Below are 23,997 nucleotides of genomic sequence, written 5' to 3'. Positions count from 1 at the left end.
AAGCACGCGCCTGAATGTCCTTCTTCAACAAAGATCGCCCCGCTCCGATGACGGTCGACTGATGTCGCTGTTCTTCCATTACCTGAGCATGCCGTATCTGCTCGAGGGCATCGAGCTCACCCTCGAGGTGACCGCCCTCGGGCTCGGCGGCGGACTGATCCTCGGATTGATCCTCGCCGGCATGCAGCTCTCCCGCTTCTGGCTGCTGGCGGCGATCGCCAGGGCCTACACCGTGATCTTCCGCGGCACGCCGCTGATCCTGCAGATGGTGTTCGCCTACGACGCGCTGCCGCATATCGGCATCAAGCTGCCGGCGGTGCTGGCGGCTGGCCTCGCGCTCGCCTGCAACGAGGCGCCGTTCATCGCCGAGATGCTGCGGGCCGGCGTGCTCGGCGTCGATCGCGGCCAGGTGACCGCGGGCCAGGCGCTCGGCATGACGCCGCGGATCCTGATGTGGCGGGTGATCGCGCCGCAGGCGATCCGCACCATGATCCCGGCCTTCGGCAACGAGGCCGTCAGCGCGCTGAAGAATTCCTCGCTGGCCTCCGTCGTCGCGGTCCAGGAGCTGACCCTGCGCTCGACCCAGCTGGCGTCCTCGACCTTCGACTTCTTCTCGATCTTCTTTGCCTCGGGCCTGCTCTATCTCGTGCTGACCTTTGCCATCAGTGCCATCCAGCTGTTCGTCGAATGGCTGCTCGATCTCGATCGGGCCAAGGGGCGCCAGCGCAAGCTTGCCGATTACCTGCCGTGGCGCCGCGTCGATCTCGGCACCAAGCTGGAGCTCGCCGCGGTCGCCGTTGATGATCCGGAGCCCGTACAGGCAGAGCTGACCGCCACGCCGCCGCTGGCGCTGACCCGCGAGGAGCGCACCCGCCGCGCCGTGACGATCGCGCGCAACAACATCGCGGTCGAGGCCAGGGACCTCACCAAGAGCTATGGCGCCCAAAAGGTGCTCCATGGTCTGGACCTGACGGTCCGTGTCGGCGAGGTGGTCGCGCTGCTCGGCCCTAGCGGCTCCGGCAAGAGCACGCTGCTCCGCTGCATCAACCATCTCGAAAACTGGGACGCCGGCACCGTGCGCGTCGGCGGCCGGCGCCTCGGCTTTGGCGAGAACGGCAAGCCGCTGTCGCCCCGCGACCTCGCCAACGAACGGGCCAGCGTCGGCGTCGGCATGGTGTTCCAGCAGTTCAACTTGTTCGCGCACCTCTCGGCCAGGGAAAACATCGCCGGCCCCTTGCGCTGGATCCACGGCATGACCCGGATCGATGCCGAGCGCCGCGCCACCGAGCTGCTCGACCGGGTCGGGCTGTCGCATCGCGCCGATGCGCTGCCGCGGCATCTGTCCGGCGGCCAGCAGCAGCGCGTCGCCATCGCCCGCGCGCTTGCACCGAACCCGAGCGTGCTGCTGCTGGACGAGCCGACCTCCGCGCTCGATCCCGAACTCGTCAGCGAGGTGCTGGAGGTGATCCGGCGCCTCGCCATCGACGACGGCCTCACCATGATCATCTCGACGCACCAGATCCGCTTCGCCGACGAAGTCGCCGACCGCGTCGCCTTCCTGAGCGGCGGCACGATCATCGAGGAGGGGCCGGCGCACGAGGTTCTCACCAACCCCCGCAATCCGCTGACCGCGCGTTTCCTCAGTGTGATGGAAGCCGACAAGATTCCGGAGGCGGTGCGATGAGCGCTGCCGCCACAAGGTTCAAGACCCTCGAAGAGGCCACCTCATGAAGCATGTCACGCTGCCGGTTTCGCCGAAAACGGTCCACTGGGGCTATTTCTCCAGGAAGGTCGCTCCGGCCCTGACGCTGCGCTCGGGCGATCGCGCCACCATCGAGACGCTGACCCATCATGCCAACGACGATTACGAGCGCATGATCGCGGGCGATCCCGGCGCCGAGAGCGTGTTCCAGTGGACGCGCGAGCACAAGGCGGTCGCGCGCCGCGGCTCGGGTCCGGTCGAAGGTCCCTTCATCCGCGGCGCAGGCGAGGGGATCGGCGTGCATCTCCTCACCGGGCCGGTCGCAATCGAGGGCGCCGAGCCCGGCGACATTCTCGAAGTGCGCATCCTCGACGTCCGGCCGCGGCCGAGCTGCAGCGCCTGCCATGCCGGCCGCTGCTTCGGCTCCAATGTCGCGGCGAACTGGGGCTTTCACTATCACGATCTGATCGAGGAGCCGAAGCCGCGCGAGGTCGTCACCATCTTCGAGCTCGATACCTCCGGCGAGCCCTACGCCAAGGCGGTCTACAACTATGTCTGGACGCCGCAGACCGACCCCGACGGCATCGTGCATCCGACCATCGACTATCCCGGCGTCCGCGTCGATCACGCCACCATCAAGAGGCGCGAGAACATTCTCACAAGCGTGAAGGTGCCCGCACGATTGCATTTCGGCACCATGGGCCTTGCGCCATCGGAAGCCGATTTCGTCAGCTCGATCCCGCCGAGCTACACCGGCGGCAATATCGACGACTGGCGCATCGGCAAGGGCGCGCGGATGTTCTATCCGGTCGCGGTCCCCGGCGCCTATTTCTCGGTCGGTGACCCCCACGCCGCCCAGGGCGACAGCGAGCTCGGCGGCACCGCGATCGAGACCTCGCTGACCGGCGATTTCGAATTCATCCTGCACAAGAAGGCCGATCTGGCCGGCACCAATCTGGAAGGCCTCGACCATCCCATGCTCGAGACCGATCAGGCCTGGTCGTTCTACGGCTTCACCTATCCGAACTATCTCGCCGCGCTTGGCGCCGACGCACAAACCGAGATTGCCAATCACAGTAGCCTCGACCGCGCGATGCGCGATGCCTTCCGCAAGCTGCGCCGGTTCCTGATGACGGTGCATCGCCTCAGTGAGGACGAGGCGATCTCGTTGATGTCGGTCGGCGCCGATTTCGGCGTCACCCAGGTCGTCGACGCCAATTGGGGCGTGCACGGCACGATCCGCAAGAACATCTTCCGATGCGACTAGATCTCTCCGTCTTGTCATTCCGGGGCGACGCAAAGCGTCGAACCCGGAATCCATTTCACCACCGTCTTCTGCGCCCGATGGATTCCGGGTTCGCGCTTGCGCGCGCCCCCGAAATGACGAGCGTCAATACGAGCTCATCATGCTCTAACACGTTGAAGGTTAGCCTGTTTTCGGAATGAGAGGATGACCAGCGAACCTCATTTGCGGCCCGTCGCTGCGACGGAGGATCGCGTACGTCTGGCACGGAGGTTGCTTCGATCGACTGCAATCTGGGTCGATCCGATGAGCTTCCGGCCGTTCACGAGCGAGTCCTATGCGCAAGACGACCGCCCCGAAGCCTGGCGGGACGTGCTGGCTGCCGTCGGCCTGCAACCCGCGACCGGGCATTCCTTCCTTGATGGGCACGCAACGGCGTCGCATCGCCAGGCCTCGGGCGTCGCGCTGACGCGCATGGCCGCGGGCGCGCAAAGCATCGCACCTCTCGCGCAAGCAAATGAAGAGCTTCCGATCGCGCTGATGCCGGTCGAGGACGGCATGGTGCTCAAGAGCGCCGGCGGTCATCGCATCGTTCCCGTCGGCCATCTCGTGCTGCTGCCGCGCAGCGGGGACTGGAGCATCGTGTTCCAGCGCGACATGCGCGCCATCGTGCTGTCGGTGACGTCGGAAGCGCTGCACGGTCGCCTCTCGGGCAAGCCGCGGCTCGGCGAGCCCCGGGTCGTTCCGCCCAGCGGCTTTGCCGATGTGTTCTCGCGCCTGCTCGATGCGACCGCGCGCACGCTCGACACCCTGAGCGATGCCGAATGGAATGCGGTCGCGCAGAGTCTCGTCGATCTCCTTTTGACGCTCGCGCATCAACTCGCGGCCTCGACATCCGATGCCGGATCGAGCGCGACACAGGCCGCGCTGCTGCACCGGATCTGCCAGACCATCGAGCGCCGGCTCGACGATCCCGCGCTCGTGCCCGCGCGCGTCGCGCAGGCCGAGGGGATTTCCGAGCGCTACTTGCAGAAGCTGTTCGAGACGGTCGGCGACAATTTCACCCACTACGTCCGCGAGCGCCGGCTCCAGCGCGCCTGGGCCGACCTGTCCAATCCGACGGAGGCGCATCGCTCGATCTCCGAGATCGCCTACGCCTATGGCTTTGGCGATTCCGCGCATTTCAGCCGCGCCTTCCGCCACCGCTTCGGCCTGCCGCCGCGCGAATTCCGCCAGCAGGAGGCGGAGCGCGCGACGTCGCAGCACGGGATCACCGGCCAGCGCGGCTGGCCGCAGGAGGCGCTGGCGCAGCTCCGCGCGCATCAGGTGGGTGCGGAGGTGCGCAGCAATGTGTTGCGCGCAGGCTCCGATGAACCGAGAACGGCCGGACGCAAACACCATCATCTTCCGATCGAGGCCAATCGTGTTCATTGGGGCTATTTCAGCCGCTCGCTTTCGCCGCAGCTCGAGATCGCCTCGGGCGATACCATCACCATCGAGACGCTGACCCAGCACGCCTCCGACGATCCCGAGCTGATGATCGCGGGCGATGCCGCCGCCGAAAGCGTGTTCGGCTGGACGAGGCAGAAGAAGAACGTGGACCGCCGCGGCGCCGGCCCGATGGACGCCAGCGTGTTCGGTCGCGGCGCCGGCGAAGGCTTTGGCGTGCACATCTGCACCGGACCCGTGGCCGTGAAGGATGCCCAGCCCGGCGACGTGCTGGAGGTGCGGATCCTCGACATCGTGCCGCGCGCGAGCCGCCATCCGAAACATGCGGGCCACGTGTTCGGCTCCTCGGTCGCGGCCTGGTGGGGCTATCATTACGACGAGTTCCTGTCAGGACCGAAGCCGCGCGAGGCGGTGACGATCTACGAGATCTTCGACGATGCCGATGCGCCGCATGCCCGCGCGCTGTACTCCTATCGCTGGGAGCCGCAGACCGATCCGTTCGGCGTCGTGCACCCCACCTACGATTATCCCGGCGTTCCCGTCGCGCCCGGCACCGTGAAGCGGCGCCATGCGGTGCTCGACGGCATCCGTATTCCCTTGCGGCCGCATTTCGGCGTGATCGCGGTGGCGCCGCGCGAGGTCGATTTCATCGACTCCGTACCGCCGTCCTATTTCGGCGGCAATCTCGACAATTGGCGGCTGGGGAAGGGGGCGGCCGTCTATCTTCCGGTCTCCGTTCCCGGCGCGCTGCTGTCGGTCGGCGACCCCCATGCGGCGCAGGGCGACGGCGAGCTGAGCGGCACCGCGATCGAATGCTCGATGACCGGCACCTTCGAGGTGATCCTGCACAAGAAGGCCGATCTCGCCGGCCAGCCTTTCGCCGATCTCTCCTATCCCCTGATCGAGACCGCGACCGACTGGGTGCTGACCGGCTTCAGCCATCCCAACTATCTCGCCGAGTTCGGCGCGCAGGGGCAGAGCGAGGTCTACGCAAAATCCTCGCTCGACCTTGCCATGAAGGATGCCTTCCGCAAGATGCGGCGCTTCCTGATGAACGTGAAGGGTCTCAGCGAGGACGAGGCGATCGCGCTGATGTCGGCCGCCGTCGATTTCGGCGTCACGCAGGTCGTCGACGGCAATTGGGGGGTACACGCCATCCTCAGCAAGCGCCTGTTCGAGAGCGCACCGTAACAAGGACAGCCCAGGTGAAATTCCACATGATCAGCGGCGGACCGAAGCCGGTCGCGCCCTTCAGCCACGCCGTCGAGACCGACGGCTTTGTCTTCGTCACCGGCCAGATGCCGGACACGCCGCAAACGCCGGGCGTGCTGCCCGACGGCATCGTGGCGCAGACGCGAGCCGTCATGGAGAACCTGAAGGTGGTTCTCGCCGGTATCGATCTCGGCCTCGAGCACGTCGTGATGACGCGGATCTACCTCACGCGTTTCAAGGAAGACTACTCAGCAATGAACGAGACCTACCGCACGTACTTTGCGCCCGGCCGGCTGCCGGCCCGCACCTGCGTCGGTGTCACCGGTCTCGCTTATGACGCGCTGATCGAGATCGATCTGGTGTGCCGGCGGCCGTGAGGCCGTAGGTCCGTAGCGGCTTTCGTAGCCCGGATGAGCGAAGCGATATCCGGGACCTCTGCATCCGCGGGCACGAATCCCGGATTTCGCTTCGCTCATCCGGGCTACAAGAGCTTGCGTTGCCCGACGGGCAAAACACCCAAGCTGCGGGTCAATCCGCTCAAGCGAAAATATTCCACTTTACCGAAATTCGGCTTTTGCGTAGTCATGCGCCACCTCATCCCGGTCAGAGGGGCGTATCGCGATCGTCACGACATGCGGGGTGAGCTGCGGTGGACGCTAGTCACATCGGCGCGATGAGCTTCGCAGGGCGGGCAACCGTGAGCGAAGGCCTTCGCGCACACGACCGGTGCGATCTGCGTACGGCAAAACCGTGTCGTCCTGGCGCCCGGGGTCTGTGCGCCAAGTCTTGCGGTGATGTGGCGGCCCGACCGGGCGCGCGCATCAGCGATCCGCAAGGCGACGGGGGCAATAGTGCATCGCTCCCCGGGGAGAACTCGGCATAAGCCGTCAAACCACTGCGCAGGGAAGGCCGTGTGTTGGGCTTCACCTGTATGCCGCTGTGCAGATTTTCGTTGCCACCTTTCGCACAGTGGACCGTGGGTGCCCGGCCGGCACCCGGTCTTCCCTGCGCCCTCTGACAGAGGAGGGTGTCGCAACGAAGCAAAGCTCGGGCGAGACAAGCCGCGAGGATGCGGTGGTGTGTCTGCGAGCTGAGATACACGTTATTGGACGCGATGATACTCCTTGCTCCGTCATTGCGAGCGAAGCGAAGCAATCCAGAATGTCTCCGCGGAGGGGCTCTGGATTGCTTCGTCGCAAGAGCTCCTCGCAATGACGACGCGGAGAGAGCAGCGCCCAAAACTCCGACCTCGTGCCCCGGACGCAGCGCAGCGCTTCTTCAGCGGTGCGCTGCAGAGCCGGGGCCCATGCCTCCGAGAGCGTTGGTCGCGGCATGGGTCCCGGCTCTGCGCCGCAACGCTAAAGGCGTTGCAGCGCGTCCGGGACACGGCAGTGGCGCGGGTTGCCATATGCTCCCTCCACTTCATCTCAAATTGCAACCCGCGCGTGCAAGAAGTCTTGATTGGCTGTGATCTAGGGGTGATTGCCTGCCTTGAACGCGCCAGAGACCGCCGGCGACTAACCAGGAGAGTGCACAAGGATCAGTGGAACGTGATCAGGCTTCCTCTTCCTAAAGCACCAAAATGGTGCTTTAGTGCTTTCCATGAGCCAGTCGCCCCGAAACGCGCCGTCCGCGCTGCGTTACAGGCTTGCCCCTGATCCGGCCGCCAAGGCCGCCATGGAGGCGACGTTCCAGGCCTATGACCGCATGATGGAGATCCTGGACGAGGTCGCGCGGACCCATAATGTGGGTTCCAACGTGGTCCTGCTTCACGCCCATGCCTATGAGCCGATCCGGAAAGCAACCGCACTGCCGTCGCGGCTGGTGACGCTGGGCTTACGTGACCGCGCCGACTATCGCGCCGCCCAAGGTCGCCGCCTGCCGCTCGACGACAAGCTCGCCAAGATCAAGGGTCCGACCACCATTTCGATTGCGACCGTGCAAGGGCGCTTCAACGTACCCTTCGATTACGCCGGTTATGCCGAGGGCTGGGGGCAGAGCGCGCCCGCACACCTGATCCGCACCGACGACGGCTTTGAAGTTCACTACGGCGTCACGCCGAACAATCTGCCAGAGGAGGAGAACGCCATGGATACCATTGCTGCCGCCCCCGACAATTTCCTGTCCCGGGTCGGGCGCCTGATCGCCGGGATCGCCTATGACGCGATCGAGCAGGCGGAAGGCAAGAACAAGCTGAAAGTGGTCGGCCAGGCCATCCGCGAGATCGAGCGCGCCGAGAGCGAGGCACGCGACGCGCTCGCGGCTGCGCGCGCCGAGGAATACCGCCTCAACGCGCGCCGAACCGAGATCGAGCGCGAGATGACCGATCTCACTGCCAAGATCGAGAGCGTGATCGCTGATAGCCGCGACGATCTCGCGCGCGCCGGCATCGCGCGGCAGATGGACCTGGAGGCGCAGTTCGAGGTGCTCTCCCGCGCCATCGACGAGAACAACGAGAAGATCGAGCAATGCGTGACGTCGCTGCGCGCCGTGCTGTCGGCATTGCAGGATGCCGAGCAACGCCGCGCCGATCTGGCAAAGAGCGAGGAGGCCGCAAGCGACCAGGCCTCGACGTCGCCCCGGAAGCCCGGTGGTGCCTCGGCAGCGGCGAAGGCGCTACGTGCGGGCAGGGCGGTGGCGCGCGCCACCGGCGTTCCCGCAGCCATCCCGTTTTCAAGCGACATCGACGAGCTCAGCACGTTGCATCGCGACAAGGAGATTGCAGCGAGGCTGGCGCGGTTGAAGTCGCGCTCCTGAGTAATGTGACATGAGCGCACTGCTCGAACACGTCATGGCGCCGGAGGTCAGGCCGTTCGCAATCGCGGCGGCCATGATCGTCATCGTCGGCTCGCTCGAGGTGGTCTCCATGCTGGTCGGAGCTTCGCTCAGCGAGTTGCTCGGCACCAGCATCGATTTCAGTCACCCCAGCGACAACGGCGTGCTCAACGCCATTTCGTGGATCAATGTCGGCGGCGTGCCGCTGCTGATCTTCCTGCTGCTGGTGCTCGGCGCCTTCTCGATCACCGGCTTCCTGATCCAGGACGTCGCGCGGCTGGTCGCCGGTCCCTTGCCGGCAACGATCGCCTCGATCGGGGCCGTCGCGGCCTCGGTTCCGCTGGTCCGCGCCGCCAGCCGCGCCATCGCGCGGGCCATTCCCAAGGATGAAAGCTATGCCGTCGGTCTCGGTGACCTCGTCGGCCGCGTCGGCGAGGTCGTCATCGGCCCGCTCGACCAGGGGCCGCCCGGCCGCGTCAGCGTCGCCGACGTCCACGGCAACAGGCACTTCGTCTGGGCGGTCGCGGCGCCCGCATCTGGACCGTTGGAGCAGGGAACCATGGTCCTCCTGGTCGATCGCGTTGGCACCCGCTTCGTGGCGGTCAAGGCCGATGATGAACTCAAGCCGTCCAAGCCTACTCTAAGCAGTTAGCCAGCCAAGCTCATTAGCGGAGAAAGTCATGTTCGACATCGCAGTCCCGGCCATGATCGGCGTCGCGTTGATCGTCGTCCTGGGGATCGTCTTCACCATCCTCTACAAGCGCGCCACGCGCGACGAGGCCTTCGTGCGCACCGGCCTCGGCGGCAAGAAGGTCGTGCTCGACGGCGGCGCCATGATCCTGCCGATCTTCCACTCCTATGCCAGCGTCAATCTGAAGACGCTGCGGCTCACCGTCGAGCGCAAGGAGCGGGAATCCCTGATCACCAAGGACCGCCTCCGCGTCGACATCGTCGCCGAGTTCTACGTCCGCGTCCGCCCCGACGAGGAGAGCATCGCGCTGGCCAGCCAGACACTGGGTGCGCTGACCAACGACGCGGAGGCCCTGCGCAACCAGGTCGAGGCGAAGTTCGTCGACGGCCTGCGCTCGGTGGCGGCCACCATGACGATCCTGGAGCTTCAGGAGAAACGCTCGGACTTCGTCAAGCACGTGCAGTCCACGGTCGAGTCCGACGTGAAATCGAATGGCCTCGAACTGGAATCGGTGTCGTTGACAAAACTCGACCAGACCGACGTCAAGTTCTTCAACCCCGAGAATTTCTTCGACGCCGAAGGTCTCACCCAATTGAAGACCGTCACCGAGACCCGCCGGCGTGACCGCAACTCGATCGTGCGCGACAACGAGGTGGCGATCGCGCAGAAGGATCTCGAGGCGCGGCAGCAGACCCTGACCATCGAGCGCACCAAGAAAGAAGCCGAGCTCTCCCAGGAACGCGACATCGCCAACAAGACCGCGAGCACCCGCGCCGAGGTCGCGACCGCGACGCAGACCGCGCGCCTGACCGAGGAGAACGCCCGCATCGACACCGACCGTGCGGTGGCCGAGAAGGAGGCGGGCGCCAAGCAGGTCAAGGAAACGGCCGTGATCGAGTCGGATCTCGCCATCAACAAGCGCAAGACCGACGCGCAGCGCGAGATCCAGATCGCCACGCAGGAGAACGAGATCCAGATCGCCGCCAAGAGCAAGCAGACCTCGGAAGCTGTGGCCGAGGCCAAGGCGGCCGAAGCGCTCGCCGTGTCCGCGGAGGAAAAGGTCGTGACCGCGCGCGCGGTCGAGGTCGCCGACCGTACCCGTCTGACCCAGGTGCTTGCCGCGCGAACCGAGGCCGAACGCAAGTCGACCGAGGTGATCGTTGCGGCCGAAGCCGAGAAGAAGGCCTCGCTCGACCGCGCCGAGGCCGTCAAGACCCTGGCGACGGCGGAGGCCGAGTCCAACAAGATCAAGGCGGTCGGCGTCAGGAATATCGGCGAGGCCGAGGCTGCCGTCATCACCATGAAGAACGAGGCGCAGAACAAGCTCGGCGCTAACGTGATCGATTTCGAGATCGCCAAGAAGCGGATCGAGACCATGCCCTCGGCACTGGCCGAGATGGTCAGGCCGATCGCCAACCTCAAGGACGTCCGCATCCTGCACACCGGCGGCGCGTTCGGCGGCAACGGGAACGGCGCCGGCGGCAATGTCGGCTTCGGCGAAGGGCTCGCGGGCGAGCTGCTCAAGGTGCACGCGCTGCGGCCGATGATCGACGAGATCCTGCGCCAAAGCGGCTTTGCGCCCGGCGATGATCCCGTGCAGGCGCTGATCGGCGCCGTGACGGGCAAGAGCAACGGTGCCGCGGTGCCGGCGCCCGCGCCGGAGAAAACAAACGCCGCCGACCTATGAACGCCCGTTCATTGCTGCGGAGAATTCGAATCGATAAGAAATCCCCGTGCGCGTCTCGCGTCGCGCACAGCTCCGGAGTGCTGATCGAGGCGTGTTGAACCCTTCGATCAGCCTCCGGACGAATCGTTGGAGGCAACACCATTTGTTGCCGCGGCGCCTGCGCCGATCGACGTCAGGCGCCGAAGCCTGTTTCGATCCGGGGAATTTCACATGAAGTATTTTCTGTCTGCACTGATCGCGATCGGTCTTTCGATTGCCGCCACACCGTCGTTCGCGGCTGACGCCCGCAACGTCACCGTCGTCAACGAGACCGGCTATGCCATCAAATTCCTGGGCTTCAACGCGCCGGACGATGGCCTGGACGAATGGGACAATGAGCTCGACAAGGTTTTGCAGAACCAGGCGAGCACCTATGTCGAGTTCGACGATGACGACGAGGGATGTGTCTGGAACATCCGCGTCGACTGGCAGAACTACGAGGAGGCCGTGCTCTGGAAGAACGTCAACCTCTGCAAGTTCACCGCGCTGCGGCTGCGTTACGACTCCGGCACCAAGACCACGTCCTTCGTCGCCGAATAGTTTTCCGCCTGACACGGCTCGGAGGAGGGGCCGTCCGGCCCTTCCTCAGGCGCGTTGCGGAAGATGACGAATTCGTCCTTTGCAAGCGCAACCGGCTTTGTTATACGCAGCCGCGCGCGAACGAACGGTTCGCCTTTTCCTCGGTAGCTCAGCGGTAGAGCATCCGACTGTTAATCGGATGGTCGCTGGTTCGAATCCAGCCCGGGGAGCCAAATTTCACTGCAATTCCAGTAGCTTGCAGCCGCGCCTTGATGCAGCGCGCGACGTCGCTCGGGCCATCTCTCAACACGGTGCGTGCCCGCACATGACGCAGAATCGTGTTCAAACAAACGTGTCCCGACCGCGGCTGCGCGACCGGAGGGCTGGCACCAAATCGACTTAATTCAAATCAAGCTTGGCAGGGCCGGACCCTTACGGAGCTGATTCCCATGCCCGACATCCAGATCGACCGTGCCCAACTGGCTCCCTCGATTCTGCCGGCCGACGTTCCCGAGCTCAGCGACGACGAATGCATCGCCCGCCTGGCGCGCGCGGTCGAGACGCCCGATTCGGCGCGGCTGGACGAGGTCGCCGCCCTGATCGGCCGCCTCGCGGTGACGATCGAATAGTCCATCGCCCCTCATGTGGTGAGTCGCGGAAGCGTTGGCCGGCGGAGGCCAACGCCCATGTTGCGTTTTCGCCGGGCATGTTCCAAAGATGCCGGCAACTTTCGTCCGCGGCATCGTCCGCATTTCAGGGTCCGCAAATGTCCGGTTTCTCGACCGCGCGCCTCAAAATGGTCGATGGCCAGGTGCGCACCAATGACGTCACTGATCGCCGTGTCCTCGACGCCATGCTCACGGTTCCGCGCGAGGCCTTCGTGCCGGCGAGCCGGCAGGCCCTGGCCTATCTCGACCTCGACCTCGATGTGAGCGAGGGCGGCGGCAAGCGGTTCCTGATCAAGCCGCAGCTGACCGGCAAGCTGCTCCAGGCCGCCGAGATCGGCGAGGGTGACAACGTGCTGGTCGTCGGCTGCGCCACGGGCTACCTCGCCGCACTGGCCGCCAAGCTGGCGCGTCAGGTCACCGCGACGGAATGCGATTCGGCCCTGGTCGCGAAGGCCAAGGACGCTTTCGCCGCCCTCGGGCTCGCCAATGTCACCTGCAAGGCCGCTTCCTGCACCGAGGGGGACCCCTCTGCCGCCCCCTACGATGTCATCATCCTCAATGGGGCAGTCGAAGTGACACCGGAAGGGCTGCTCGGGCAGCTCAAGGAAGGCGGGCGTCTGGTGGGGGTGTCTGCCGAATCTAGGCCGCCGCGGGCCATGATTGTGACCCATACCCACGGCGAATTCGGCCATCGGGCGCTGTTCGATGCCGGTGCCCCGGTCCTCCCCGGACTGGAACGGGCCGCCGCGTTCGTCTTCTGACGGTCCAAAGCCCGTTAAAATCCCGTTCTGAATCAGAAGTGTGGCCGGGATGCTGCACGTGAAGAGTTTCCACCGAGAACTACCTTGAGGTAGTTCCGTCGCGTCCATCCGCGTCCTATGTTGCGACGGGGCAACGACTCCACTCGGTAGACGTAACCCAGCTCGCGGGCACGAGCCGGACGCTAGAATGAACGGAATTTTTGGGATGCATGGGGTGAAGCTCTTCACCGGAGCTGCGGTTTCGGTCTTGGTGCTGGCGCTTGCCGGGCCGACGCCTGCCTTGGCGGACACGATCGAGGCCGCCTTGGTGCGCGCCTATCAGAACAATCCGCAGCTCAACGCACAGCGTGCTCAGGTGCGCTCGACCGACGAGAACGTGCCGCAGGCCCTGTCGGGCTACCGTCCCAAGGTCGCGCTGACTGCGAGCGGCGGCTATCAATATCAGGATCAGCAAAGCGCGCTGGGCAGCACCCCGTTCTTCGGGGCCACGGCGCCCCGCGCCGTCGGCGTGACCGTTAACCAGACGCTCTATAACGGCAACATCACCGCAAACAGAACGCGCGCGGCGGAGAGCCAGGTCTCCGGATCCCGCGAAGCGCTGCGCAGTCTCGATCAGACCGTGCTGCTCCAGGGCGCCACCACCTACATGGACTATCTGCGCGACGCCGCCACGCTCGAAGTCCAGCGCAGCAACGTGCGCGTGCTCGAACAGACGCTGAAGCAGACGCGCGATCGCTTCAACGTCGGAGAAGTGACGCGCACCGACGTCGCGCAATCGGAAGCGCAACTGGCTGCCGGCAGAACGCAGGCGCTTACCGCCGAGGCGAATCTCACCACGACGCGGGCGAACTTCCGCCGCATCATCGGTAACGAGCCGACGAATCTCGCGCCGGGCTCGCCGGTCGATCGCTTCCTGCCCGCAACGCTTGCCTCAGCGGTCGAGCTCGGCCTGGTCGAGCATCCCAACGTCACGGCCGCAATGTTCGGCATCGACGTCAACTTCCTGCAGGTCAAGGTCGCCGAAGGCGCGCTGCTGCCGACGGTCACGGTGCAGGTTGCCGCCCAACAGGCGAACGAACAGTCCTTGATTCAATACAGGGCAACCAGCGCATCCGCGATCGCTTCGGCCAACTGGCAGCTCTATGATGGTGGCAATTCGTATGCGCTGATCCGCCAGTCCAAGGAAAACCTGGCGCAGCAGCGTCTCAACCTCGAAACCACGCGCGACCAGACTCGTGCGAACGTGGTACAGTTCTGGGGGACGTTGCAGGCCGGCAAGGCGCAGGTGCAGTCCGCGCAGGCGCAGGTGACGGCGTCCGAGATCGCGCTGAACGGCGTGCGTGAAGAAGCCAAGGCCGGTCAGCGCACCACCCTCGACGTGCTCAACGCGCAGCAGGCGCTGGTCAATGCGCGAGTCGCGTTGGTTACCGCGCAGCATGACCGGGTCGTTGCATCTTATAACGTTCTCGCCGCTATCGGCCGGCTGTCGCCGCAGGTCCTCGGCCTTGCGACCACGGTTTACGATCCCACTGTTCACTACCAGCAGGTCCGCGACAGCTGGGCCGGCGTGCGCACGCCTGACGGGCGCTGAAGTCCCGTCATCATCCGGTCGGCCTCGCGAACAGCCGACGCCGACCGGTGCTTTGCTTGCAATCATCAAAATCCCTGACATAGCCTTGCCAAGAAGATGCGGGTCGATTCGCCCCGCATTCGATGTCGTGTGCGTAAAGCTTGAGTGCCGAGGGCAGGGGCGCACCGCCGCACGTTGAGCCGTGATCTGGGGACAAGTCGGGCCGCCGTGACGAAAATGTCGGGGCGTCCGTTGCGGAACCGGCCAATCCTGTCGTGCTTGGTGTAAAACAACGCATGCGAGGGCGTTGATGATGTGGAGTCGGAGATGACGCAGCCTGCAAAGGTCACAGAACCCTCGATGGAGGAGATTCTGGCCTCGATCCGGCGCATCATTGCCGACGATGAGGCCAAGCCGCCGCCGGCAGAGACCGCGAATCCCGGGAAGGCCGCGGCGCCTGCGGCGCCCGCAGCAAAGCCGCAGGCGATGAACGACATTCCGCCCTCCAAGGTCGCCCCCTCCAAACCTGCCGCCGAGAAGCCCGCACCGCCGCCGGCTGCAAAGCCGGCGCCGCCCCCGCCGCCTGCACCTGCGGCGGGTGCCTCTCCAAACAGCCAGGACGATATCGACGCGCTGCTGGCAGGGCTCGACACAGCCACGTCGGCACCCGAGGTCCGCGCTCCGGAACCCGAGCCGGAGCCCGAGCCGGACGTGCTCGAATTGACCGACGACATGGCGATGGACCCGGAGCCGACACCGCCTCCGCCGCCGCCGAGCTTCCGCAAGGTCGAGCCGCGCGACGATCTCGAATTCGCCGAATCGCCCCCACCGCGTCCGTCGCCACCGCCGTCCTACGCGCCGGTGGATTTCGATGCCCCGCCGCTGCCGCCGCAGCAGCCGATCCTCGCGCAATCGACGGTCTCCGCGGTCGAATCCGCCTTCAATTCCCTGGCCCATACGGTGCTCAGCAGCAACGCGCGGACGCTGGAGGACCTGGTCAAGGAGATGCTGCGCCCGATGCTGAAGTCCTGGCTCGACGACAATCTGCCGGGGCTGGTTGAACGCATCGTGAAGGCCGAAATCGAGCGGGTCTCGCGCGGCGGCAGGTAGAGCAGGCCTCTGAGCCCTCATAAAGCCCCGCTTGTGCGTCACATTTGGTCCGCCGACCGGGCCGGAAAGCCCGTTTGCCGCTGAGCCTTCCGTTGACCTTTTCGTTGACTTGCCCCCCGCGCGCGGCTTTCTAGCGCCCCATGATCGAGAAAAATTACCAGCCCGCCGATATCGAAGCCCGCATGTCCGTGGTGTGGGAGGACAGCCTTGCCTTCAAGGCCGGCCGCCCCGACCGCCGCGACGCAGTGCCCTTTACCATCGTGATCCCGCCGCCGAACGTGACGGGCTCGCTGCACATGGGCCACGCCCTCAACAACACGCTCCAGGACATCCTGTGCCGGTTCGAGCGCATGCGCGGCCGCGACGTGCTGTGGCAGCCCGGCACCGACCATGCCGGCATCGCCACCCAGATGGTGGTCGAGCGGCAGCTGATGGAGCGCCAGCAGCCCGGCCGCCGCGAGATGGGCCGTGAGAAGTTCCTGGAGCGGGTCTGGCAGTGGAAGGCCGAGAGCGGCGACACCATCATCAACCAGCTCAAGCGGCTCGGCGCATCCTGCGACTGGTCGCGCGAGCGCTTCACCATGGACGAGGGCCTGTCCAAGGCCGTCATCAAGGTGTTCGTCGAGCTGCACCGCGACGGCCTGATCTACAAGGACAAGCGGCTGGTGAACTGGGACACCAAGCTGCTGACCGCGATCTCCGATCTCGAAGTGCAGCAGATCGAGGTCAAGGGCAGCCTCTGGTATCTGCGCTATCCGATCGAGGGCAAGACGTTCAGCCCCGAGGATCCATCGAGCTTCATCGTCGTCGCCACGACGCGCCCGGAGACCATGCTCGGCGATACCGGCGTCGCCGTGCATCCCGATGACGAGCGCTATCAGAAGCTGGTCGGCAAGAACGTCATCCTGCCGCTGGTCGGCCGCAAGATCCAGATCGTCGCCGACGACTATTCCGATCCGGAGAAGGGCTCGGGCGCGGTGAAGGTGACGCCGGCGCACGACTTCAACGACTTCGAGGTCGGCAATCGCCACGGCCTGCGCCGGATCAGCGTGCTCGACAAGGAAGGTTGCCTCGATCTCCTCGACAACGAGGACTATTTGCGCGACCTGCCGGAAGGCGCCTCGCAATTCGCCGAGGAGTTCAACAAGGTCGATCGCTTTGTCGCGCGCAAGCGCATCGTCGAGCGGCTGGAATCGTTCGGCTTCGTCGAGCGGATCGAGCCGCACACCCACACGGTGCCGCACGGCGACCGCTCGAACAGCGTGATCGAGCCCTATCTCACCGACCAGTGGTATGTCGACGCGAAGACGCTGGCAAAGCCCGCGATCGCGGCGGTGCGTTCGGGCGAAACCAGCTTCGTGCCGAAGAACTGGGAAAAGACCTATTACGAGTGGATGGAGAACATCCAGCCCTGGTGCATCTCGCGCCAGCTCTGGTGGGGCCACCAGATCCCGGCCTGGTACGGGCCTGACGGCAAGGTGTTCGTCGCCGAGACCGAGGAGGAGGCGATCAGCCACGCACTCGGCTACTACGTCGAGCAGGAGGTCATCACGGCGGAGCAGGGGCGCGAGATGGCGCTCGACCGCAACAAGCGCGAAGGCTTCATCACGCGTGATGAAGACGTGCTCGACACCTGGTTCTCCTCCGCGCTGTGGCCGTTCTCGACGCTCGGCTGGCCCGAAGACGCACCCGAGGTGCAGCGCTATTACCCGACCAACGCGCTGGTGACCGGCTTCGACATCATCTTCTTCTGGGTCGCCCGCATGATGATGATGGGCCTGCACTTCATGAAGGAGGTGCCGTTCTCGACGATCTACATCCACGCACTCGTCCGCGACGAGAAGGGCGCCAAGATGTCGAAGTCGAAGGGCAACGTCATCGATCCGCTCCACCTGATCGACGACTACGGTGCGGACGCGCTGCGCTTCACGCTGGCCGCGATGGCGGCGCAAGGACGCGACATCAAGCTCGCCACCAGCCGCGTCGAGGGCTACCGCAATTTCGCGACCAAGCTCTGGAATGCGTCCCGCTTCGCGGAGATGAACCACTGCGCCGTGCCCGACGGATTCGAGCCGGCGAAGGCCGAGGAGACGCTGAATCGCTGGATCGCGCATGAGAGCGCGCACACCACGCGCGAGGTGACCGAGGCGATCGAGGCCTATCGCTTCAACGATGCCGCCGGCGCGATCTACCGCTTCGTCTGGAACGTCTATTGCGACTGGTATGTCGAGCTCGCAAAGCCCGTGCTTCTCGGCCCGGACAGCCCCGCCAAGGACGAGACCCGCGCCATGGTGGCCTGGGCGCGCGACGAGATTTTGAAGCTGCTGCACCCCTTCATGCCCTTCATCACCGAAGAGCTGTGGGAGGTGACGGCCAAGCGCGATGGCCTGCTGGCGCTCGCGCAATGGCCGCTGATGTCGGCCACCCCGACGCCGGAGCAACTCGCGATGCTCGCCGCAGCGGCCGGTCCGACCGATCCGCTGATCTCGCCGGCCCTCATCATGCCGATCTTCGACCATGCCGACTTCACCGATCCCAAGGCGGAAGCCGAGATCGGCTGGGTGATCGACCTCGTCACGCAGATCCGCTCGGTGCGCGCCGAGATGAACATCCCGCCGGCGACGCTGACGGCGCTGGTGCTCGCGGGCGCATCGGCCGAGACGAAGGAACGCGCGCCGCGCTGGACCGACGTCATCAAGCGGATGGCGCGATTGTCCGACATCTCCTTCGCCGAGCGCGCGCCTGACGGTGCGGTTCAGCTGCTGGTGCGCGGCGAAGTGGCCGCGCTGCCGCTGAAGGGCGTGATCGACGTCGCCGCCGAGCGCACGCGCCTCGACAAGGAGATCGGGAAGGCCGACGCGGACATCAAGCGCGCCGAATCCAAGCTGGCGAACGAGAAGTTCGTCGCCAACGCGGCCGAGGAGGTCGTCGAGGAGGAGCGCGAAAAGCGCGAGGCCGCGCTTGCGCGCAAGGCGAAGCTGCTGGAAGCGCTGGAGCGGCTGAAGCTGGCGTCGTAGCCTCGTTGTCATTCCGGGATGATCCGAAGGACCAGACCCGGAATCTCGAGATTCCAGGTTCGATGCTGCGCATCGCCCCGGAATGACCGTTACCTTGGAAACGGCTTGCTCAGAAACTTCGAGCCCCTGACGCCATAGCGCCAGGGCAGCTCGACGGCCTTGGTGATGCCGATCCGGATGCCTGTCGCCACCTCCAGATCCTCCGTCCGCGCATGCAGCGCGATCGGCGGCCGGTCCAGCGGCAGGGCGTTGTGCGCGATGGTGAGGCCGAGCGCCTCAGTCAGCTTGCCCGGGCCCGAGCACAGCGCGTGCATGTCCTGGAGATGACGGCGGCGGCGCATCGCGGCGATGCCGTGCGTCGGCTCCAGCGCGCGGATCAGCACAGCGGCGGCCGAGCCTTCCGCCTCGCAGACGAAATTGACGCACCAGTGGATGCCGTAGGAGCGATAGACATAGGCAAAGCCTGGCGGGCCGAACATGACCTGGTTCCGCGGCGTCGGGCCGTTGTAGGAGTGCGCCGCAGGCTCGGTATGATGATAGGCCTCGACCTCGACGATGATCCCGCCGACGCCGTCCACCAGCATGGTGGCACCGATCAGGTCGTGGGCGACCTCGCGGACGCTGCGGCCAAAAAAGGCGCGCTTCAGGGCCTTGCCGAGCCGCGGTGTAGAGGTCTTCGAGACTAGAGCCATTCGAGGTGAGAATCGCCTGAGAACTGAGCAGGATATTGCCCATATCTGCCATGTTCCCTGAAGCGGTGCGAGCCGGGTTGCGATGCAGGGCGAGACCGACTAGGTAGGACCTGAACAGACCGGACACCCCATGGTCGTTATTGTCGATACCATCTCGAACCCGCTACGCCCGCGCCACCCCGAAAAGGTGAATCGCCCCGATTCCGCTTCGCCGCCGAAGCCGGACTGGATTCGCGTGCGCGCGCCCAACACCCGCGGCTATGCCGACACCCGCAACATCGTGCGCGCCAACGGCCTGCACACGGTGTGCGAGGAGGCAGGCTGCCCGAACATCGGCGAGTGCTGGGACAAGAAGCACGCGACCTTCATGATCATGGGTGACACCTGCACCCGCGCCTGCGCCTTCTGCAACGTCAAGACCGGTCTGCCCAACGCGCTGGATGCGGCCGAGCCGCAGAACGTCGCCGAGGCCGTTGCCAAGCTGGGTCTCGCCCACGTCGTCATCACCTCCGTCGACCGCGACGATCTTGCCGATGGCGGCGCCGAGCATTTCGCCCAGACCATCCGCGCAATCCGGGCCGCGTGCCCTTCGACCACGATCGAGATCCTGACGCCTGACTTCCTGCGCAAGGAAGGCGCGCTGGAGGTCGTCGTCGCGGCGAGGCCCGACGTCTTCAACCACAATCTCGAGACCGTGCCGTCGCGCTATCTCACGGTACGCCCCGGCGCGCGCTACTTCCATTCGATCCGGCTGTTGCAGCGGGTCAAGGAGCTCGATGCGTCCATCTTCACCAAGTCCGGCATCATGGTGGGCCTGGGTGAAGAGCGCCACGAGGTGCAGCAGGTGATGGACGATCTGCGCTCGGCCGATGTCGACTTCCTGACCATCGGGCAATATCTCCAGCCGACCCGTAAGCATCACGCGGTGATGCGCTACGTGCCGCCGGACGAGTTTTCGTCCTATGAAAAGGTCGCTTACACCAAGGGCTTCCTGATGGTGTCGGCGAGTCCGCTCACCCGCTCGTCGCATCATGCCGGCGAGGATTTCGCGAGACTGAAGGCTGCGCGGGCAGCTCACGCCCGCTGACGTATCATGCATCGAGTTTCGAGCAAGCACCGCGTCAACCACAGTGCGTCCGAGATGTTTGATCTGGTCGCCGATGTCGAGCGCTACCCGGAGTTCGTGCCGCTGTGCAGCGCGCTGAAGGTCCGCCAGCGCATGGCGAAGCCCGACGGCACCGAGGTGCTGGTCGCCGACATGACGGTGTCGTTCAAGCTGGTCAAGGAATCCTTCACCAGCCGCGTGACGCTCGACCGTGCCAACCTGAAGATCCTCGTCGAATATCTGCAAGGCCCGTTCCGTAATCTGGAAAACCGCTGGACGTTCGAGCCCAAGGGCGAGGGCGTCTGCGACGTCGGGTTCTTCCTCGCCTACGAGTTCAAGAGCCGCATGCTGGCGATGCTGATGGGCTCGATGTTCGATGCCGCCTTCGCACGCTTCTCCACCGCGTTCGAGAAACGCGCGGATGCGATCTACGGACGGCCGAAGCTGGCGTCGACGTAGTGTCTTTTGGTAGGCCACACTCGTCCCACACCGTCATTGCGAGGAGCTCTTGCGACGAAGCAATCCAGAGTCTCTCGGCGGAGGGATTCTGGATTGCTTCGCCACGCTCGCAATGACAGCGGGGCTCAATCAACGGCCTTCACGATATCCGGCGGCTGCGAGGCATAATACGCCGCGGCCTGCTCGATCTCCTGTGGCGTCATCGCGCGGGCGATGTTGCGCATCTGCTGGCTGATGTCGTTGCGCCGCTCGCCTGAGGCGAAGGCCTGCAGCTGCGCCTTCATATAGGCCTCGGATTGCCCCTCCAGCCATGGGCTGCCGGTCTTGTTGTCGAGGCTGCCATGGCAGGCGCCGCACGGCGCGATGCCGCGGATCGGCGCGCCGTAGATGACGATGTTGGGTTTCGGCAGAAGCGGCGTCGGATGATAGGCTGGTAGCCGCGGCAGATAGGCGTAGTAGTTCGCGAGGTCGGCGATCTCCTGGTCGGTCAGGTTGACGGCAAACGGCGACATCACGGCATTGGTGCGCGCGCCTGAGCGGAAATCGTGCAGCTCCTTGTAGATCACGGCCGCATACTGACCGGCGAGGTTGGGCGAGTCCGCGCGGCTGATGCCGGTCGGGCCATGGCAGATCGCGCAGCGCTGCGCGAGCGTGGCGCCGCGGCCAATCGCCTCCTGGCTCGGACGCGACAGCGTGTGCGAGGTGAGCACGACCTCCGACAGACGCATGCTCTGCTCGGGCGCCGTCACGCTTGCCGCGCGCCGCGGCACGCCGGCGGCGCTACAGATCGCATCCCAGACATTGGCGAACTGCACCCAGGGCTGCGCGAAGGGCAGCACGATGAAGCCTGCGATCGCCGTCACGACGAGCATCGCGGCGGTGATGCCAACGCCAATCTTGAAATGGCCGTTACGGAAGGTGAAGAGGTCGCGCGTGCTCATCACTGCGCTCCCACATAGACGGCCGGCACCGACGTGCCCTCGGTCAGTGCCAGCGTCAGGATCGGATAGCCGTAATTGGTGATGGTCAGGGCGATCATCAGCGCCACCCACAGCGCATGGGTGTTGAGCGCGACCGGCACCGTCGCCGGCTGATGCACCGCCAGCGCGAAGCGATAGGGGCCGGCATCAGCCTGAGGCGCACGCATCCCTCGGGCCAGAATGACCAGGAATATGATGCCCGAGGTCAGCAGGATGAAACCGCCAATCGCGGAGAATGTGACGGAGAGCGCCTGCGGCGCGATCGCGGGATCGCCGAAGTCGAAATAGGCCATGCGGCGCGGCATGCCCAGGATGCCGACCCAGTGCCAGGGGAATGTCGTGACGATCATGCCGACGAACCACAGCCAGAGCTGGGTGCGGATCAGGCGAAGGTCGGTCAGCTCGCGCCCGGTGAGATGCGGCCACAGATCATAGGCGATCGCGAAATACATGATCACGATGGCGCCGCCGAAGATCAGGTGGAAATGGCCGGTGATCCACTGCGTGTTGTGGATCGACGCGTCGAGCTGATAGCTCATGTTGATGAGGCCGCCGGCGCCGCCGAAGCCGAGCATGACGAACGAGAAGGCGAGCGCCAGCAACATCGGATTGTCCCAGGGCAGCGCCCTGATCCAGCCGAACATGCCGCGCCCGCCGCGCAGTCGCGCGGCGATCTCGACCGAGGCGCAGATCGTGAACACGGTCAGCAGCGTCGGCAGCGCGACCAGCGCCGTGAAGGCCGAATGGATGAACTTGAAGCCGGCGCCGACCTGCGGATCGGCGAAGGTGTGGTGCATGCCGATCGGCATCGCCACCACCAGGAACAGGATGAACGAGATCCGCGCCATGGTGTCGGAATAGACCCGCCCGCCGATCGCGCGCGGCACGATGGTGTAATAGGCGATGTAGGTCGGCATCAGCCAGAAATAGACGATGGCGTGCAGCGTCCAGGAGAAGAAGACACGGGCAAGACCGGCGTCGATCGTCGCCTTCAACCCCGCCGCAACCGGAATGATCTGGAGCAACAGCTCGAGCGCCGCGCCGACCGCGGTCCACGCCCACAAATAGGAGCCGGCGACATTGGCGAACATAGCAAGCGGCACCGGCGCGCCGGGATGGGCCTTTCGCCAGACGCGCAGATTGACCGCCATCAGCGCGACCCAGATCCAGGAGCCGACCACGACCAGGACGACGCCGAGATAGTAGAAGACGTTGCCGATCAGCGGCGGATAGAAGGTGTAGAGCACCGAGGCGCGCCCGAGCGCGATCGGGATCACGGCCATGATGCTGCCGGCAACGATCAGCCAGAATCCGGCCCAGGCCCAGCGCACGCCGACCAGGCGCTGCTCCAGCGCGGACTCGCTGATGGCGTAGCCGAAACCCATCGCGACCAGGGTCGGGAACACGTAGCCCATCACCGTGCCGTGCGCGGTCAGCGAGCGATAATAGAGCTCGGGGTTGGAGAGCCAGGTGCCGATCGGGCTGCGGATGAACATCTGCCAGGCGCCGAGCGTGAGCGCGACGCCGAATACCGCAAAGGCAAACCAGAAATGGGCGAGGATGAGCTTCCTATTGGCCAACACAGCTCAGCCTCCCGCCGCCCTTCGCACGATCGGCGAAGTCGGTCTTGTCGATCACCTTGACCTTGCCCCACATGCCCTCGTGGCCAAAGGAGCAAAACTCCTGGCAGGGCATCAGATAGTCGCCGGTCTTCGCAAAGCGCATGAGCTGTTCTGAGATGTAGCCAGGCACCAGCATGGTGTTGACGTTGGTGCCCTGGATCAGGATGCCGTGCACGACGTCGGCGCTGGTGGCGCGGAGCGTGATCGGGGTGTCGGCCGGCACCACGATGCAGGCCGGCGTGAAGGAATATTGCTGGCCGATCGCGCGTACCGTCACATTGCCGTTGGCCTCCAGCACGCTGCCGAGATTGCTCTCGACGAACTCGCCCGACAGATGCAGCCGCGACGGATCGGTGGTCTCGACACGCGGCTGCGGCATGGTTGCGCGATGGATGCCGGCGAACGCCGCGAGCAGCGCCATCATCACGATGATGATCACGGCGATGGTGGCCCATTGCCGCTCGACGCGGGCCGCGACCTCGGCGCTGCCATGGGTGTCCTCTGCGCTCATTGCAGCGACCCGCGCGGCAGGAAGACGAACAGATAGAAGGCGAGCCACATCGCGACCACGCAGGCCGTGGCGATGCCGGCGAGCACGATCGCGCCGGACGGGCCTTGCGCGACGACCTCCTCGACGGCCTGATCGGCGGCGGCTGGGCTGGTCGGCGGGTCGGAATTGATCATGATGGATCTCTG

At 65.3% G+C, this 23,997-nt stretch carries 20 protein-coding genes and 1 tRNA gene; 16 read left to right on the top strand and 5 right to left on the bottom strand.

Translation table 11 applies throughout. The annotated features are described in order from the left end of the window. The first annotated feature begins 61 nt into the window (after window positions 1-61). The 14 genes from BM118_RS03105 (at window position 62) to BM118_RS03030 (ending at window position 18,443) form a co-directional block, all read left to right on the top strand. The gene (locus BM118_RS03105) at window positions 62-1,684 is read left to right on the top strand and encodes an amino acid ABC transporter permease/ATP-binding protein (RefSeq protein ID WP_092182072.1); all 1,623 of its coding nucleotides are present in this window, start codon (window positions 62-64) and stop codon (window positions 1,682-1,684) included. 43 nt (window positions 1,685-1,727) lie between these two features. Continuing rightward, entirely contained in the window at window positions 1,728-2,969 is a 1,242-nt protein-coding gene (locus BM118_RS03100) for an acetamidase/formamidase family protein (protein WP_092182069.1), read from the top strand. Window positions 2,970-3,251: 282 nt separating this feature from the next. After that, entirely contained in the window at window positions 3,252-5,585 is a 2,334-nt protein-coding gene (locus BM118_RS03095; RefSeq protein ID WP_177234131.1) for an acetamidase/formamidase family protein, read from the top strand. Window positions 5,586-5,599: 14 nt separating this feature from the next. Next, on the top strand, window positions 5,600-5,983 hold the full coding sequence (locus tag BM118_RS03090) for a RidA family protein (protein WP_092182063.1): 384 nt from the start codon (window positions 5,600-5,602) through the stop codon (window positions 5,981-5,983). A gap of 1,216 nt (window positions 5,984-7,199) precedes the next feature. Next, the gene (locus BM118_RS03075; protein WP_092182057.1) at window positions 7,200-8,363 is read left to right on the top strand and encodes a PspA/IM30 family protein; all 1,164 of its coding nucleotides are present in this window, start codon (window positions 7,200-7,202) and stop codon (window positions 8,361-8,363) included. 10 nt (window positions 8,364-8,373) lie between these two features. Continuing rightward, complete coding sequence (locus tag BM118_RS03070; RefSeq protein WP_092182054.1) at window positions 8,374-9,033, top strand: OB-fold-containig protein; 660 nt, start codon at window positions 8,374-8,376, stop codon at window positions 9,031-9,033. Window positions 9,034-9,061: 28 nt separating this feature from the next. Continuing rightward, a complete protein-coding gene (locus BM118_RS03065) occupies window positions 9,062-10,759 on the top strand; it encodes a flotillin family protein (RefSeq protein ID WP_092182051.1) in 1,698 nt (565 codons plus the stop codon). A gap of 210 nt (window positions 10,760-10,969) precedes the next feature. After that, a complete protein-coding gene (locus tag BM118_RS03060) occupies window positions 10,970-11,338 on the top strand; it encodes a hypothetical protein (RefSeq protein WP_092182048.1) in 369 nt (122 codons plus the stop codon). 137 nt (window positions 11,339-11,475) lie between these two features. After that, window positions 11,476-11,550: transfer RNA gene (locus BM118_RS03055), tRNA-Asn, on the top strand. Between the two features lie 216 nt (window positions 11,551-11,766). After that, window positions 11,767-11,946 carry a hypothetical protein gene (locus BM118_RS03050; RefSeq protein WP_092182045.1) on the top strand — a complete coding sequence of 60 codons (180 nt, stop codon included), beginning with the start codon at window positions 11,767-11,769 and terminating at the stop codon, window positions 11,944-11,946. A 137-nt stretch (window positions 11,947-12,083) separates the two neighbouring features. Beyond that, complete coding sequence (locus BM118_RS03045) at window positions 12,084-12,746, top strand: protein-L-isoaspartate O-methyltransferase family protein (protein WP_177233976.1); 663 nt, start codon at window positions 12,084-12,086, stop codon at window positions 12,744-12,746. Between the two features lie 205 nt (window positions 12,747-12,951). Next, entirely contained in the window at window positions 12,952-14,337 is a 1,386-nt protein-coding gene (locus BM118_RS03040) for a TolC family outer membrane protein (protein ID WP_092182038.1), read from the top strand. Window positions 14,338-14,643: 306 nt separating this feature from the next. Beyond that, window positions 14,644-15,426 (top strand): PopZ family protein, encoded by a 783-nt coding sequence (locus tag BM118_RS03035; protein ID WP_177233975.1) that lies wholly within the window; start codon window positions 14,644-14,646, stop codon window positions 15,424-15,426. A gap of 140 nt (window positions 15,427-15,566) precedes the next feature. Further along, the gene (locus BM118_RS03030; protein ID WP_092182032.1) at window positions 15,567-18,443 is read left to right on the top strand and encodes a valine--tRNA ligase; all 2,877 of its coding nucleotides are present in this window, start codon (window positions 15,567-15,569) and stop codon (window positions 18,441-18,443) included. Window positions 18,444-18,532: 89 nt separating this feature from the next. Here the strand turns inward: BM118_RS03030 and BM118_RS03025 are convergent, their stop codons facing one another. Then, a complete protein-coding gene (locus tag BM118_RS03025) occupies window positions 18,533-19,135 on the bottom strand; it encodes a DNA-3-methyladenine glycosylase (RefSeq protein WP_092182029.1) in 603 nt (200 codons plus the stop codon). Window positions 19,136-19,265: 130 nt separating this feature from the next. Between BM118_RS03025 and lipA the strand changes: the two genes are divergently transcribed. Beyond that, window positions 19,266-20,222 (top strand): lipoyl synthase, encoded by a 957-nt coding sequence (gene lipA / locus BM118_RS03020; RefSeq protein WP_092182026.1) that lies wholly within the window; start codon window positions 19,266-19,268, stop codon window positions 20,220-20,222. A gap of 6 nt (window positions 20,223-20,228) precedes the next feature. Next, window positions 20,229-20,699 (top strand): type II toxin-antitoxin system RatA family toxin, encoded by a 471-nt coding sequence (locus tag BM118_RS03015; protein ID WP_027542754.1) that lies wholly within the window; start codon window positions 20,229-20,231, stop codon window positions 20,697-20,699. 125 nt (window positions 20,700-20,824) lie between these two features. Here BM118_RS03015 and BM118_RS03010 read toward each other — a convergent pair whose 3' ends face one another. Genes BM118_RS03010 through BM118_RS41120 form a run of 4 tightly spaced genes read right to left on the bottom strand, consistent with a single transcriptional unit; the run spans window position 20,825 to window position 23,985 of the window. Continuing rightward, complete coding sequence (locus BM118_RS03010) at window positions 20,825-21,640, bottom strand: c-type cytochrome (protein ID WP_038967574.1); 816 nt, start codon at window positions 21,638-21,640, stop codon at window positions 20,825-20,827. After that, window positions 21,640-23,262 carry a b(o/a)3-type cytochrome-c oxidase subunit 1 gene (locus BM118_RS03005; protein WP_092182022.1) on the bottom strand — a complete coding sequence of 541 codons (1,623 nt, stop codon included), beginning with the start codon at window positions 23,260-23,262 and terminating at the stop codon, window positions 21,640-21,642. Before BM118_RS03005 ends, BM118_RS03010 begins: the two co-directional genes overlap by 1 nt. Next, the gene (locus BM118_RS03000; RefSeq protein ID WP_092182019.1) at window positions 23,249-23,812 is read right to left on the bottom strand and encodes a cupredoxin domain-containing protein; all 564 of its coding nucleotides are present in this window, start codon (window positions 23,810-23,812) and stop codon (window positions 23,249-23,251) included. Before BM118_RS03000 ends, BM118_RS03005 begins: the two co-directional genes overlap by 14 nt. After that, window positions 23,809-23,985 (bottom strand): hypothetical protein, encoded by a 177-nt coding sequence (locus BM118_RS41120; protein WP_027542758.1) that lies wholly within the window; start codon window positions 23,983-23,985, stop codon window positions 23,809-23,811. The genes BM118_RS03000 and BM118_RS41120 overlap by 4 nt, the downstream gene beginning before the upstream one ends. Window positions 23,986-23,997 lie beyond the last annotated feature (12 nt).

It is taken from the genome of Bradyrhizobium sp. cf659 (assembly GCF_900113725.1).
Lineage (GTDB): Bacteria > Pseudomonadota > Alphaproteobacteria > Rhizobiales > Xanthobacteraceae > Bradyrhizobium.
This window is presented reverse-complemented; position numbering and strand designations above follow the sequence as displayed.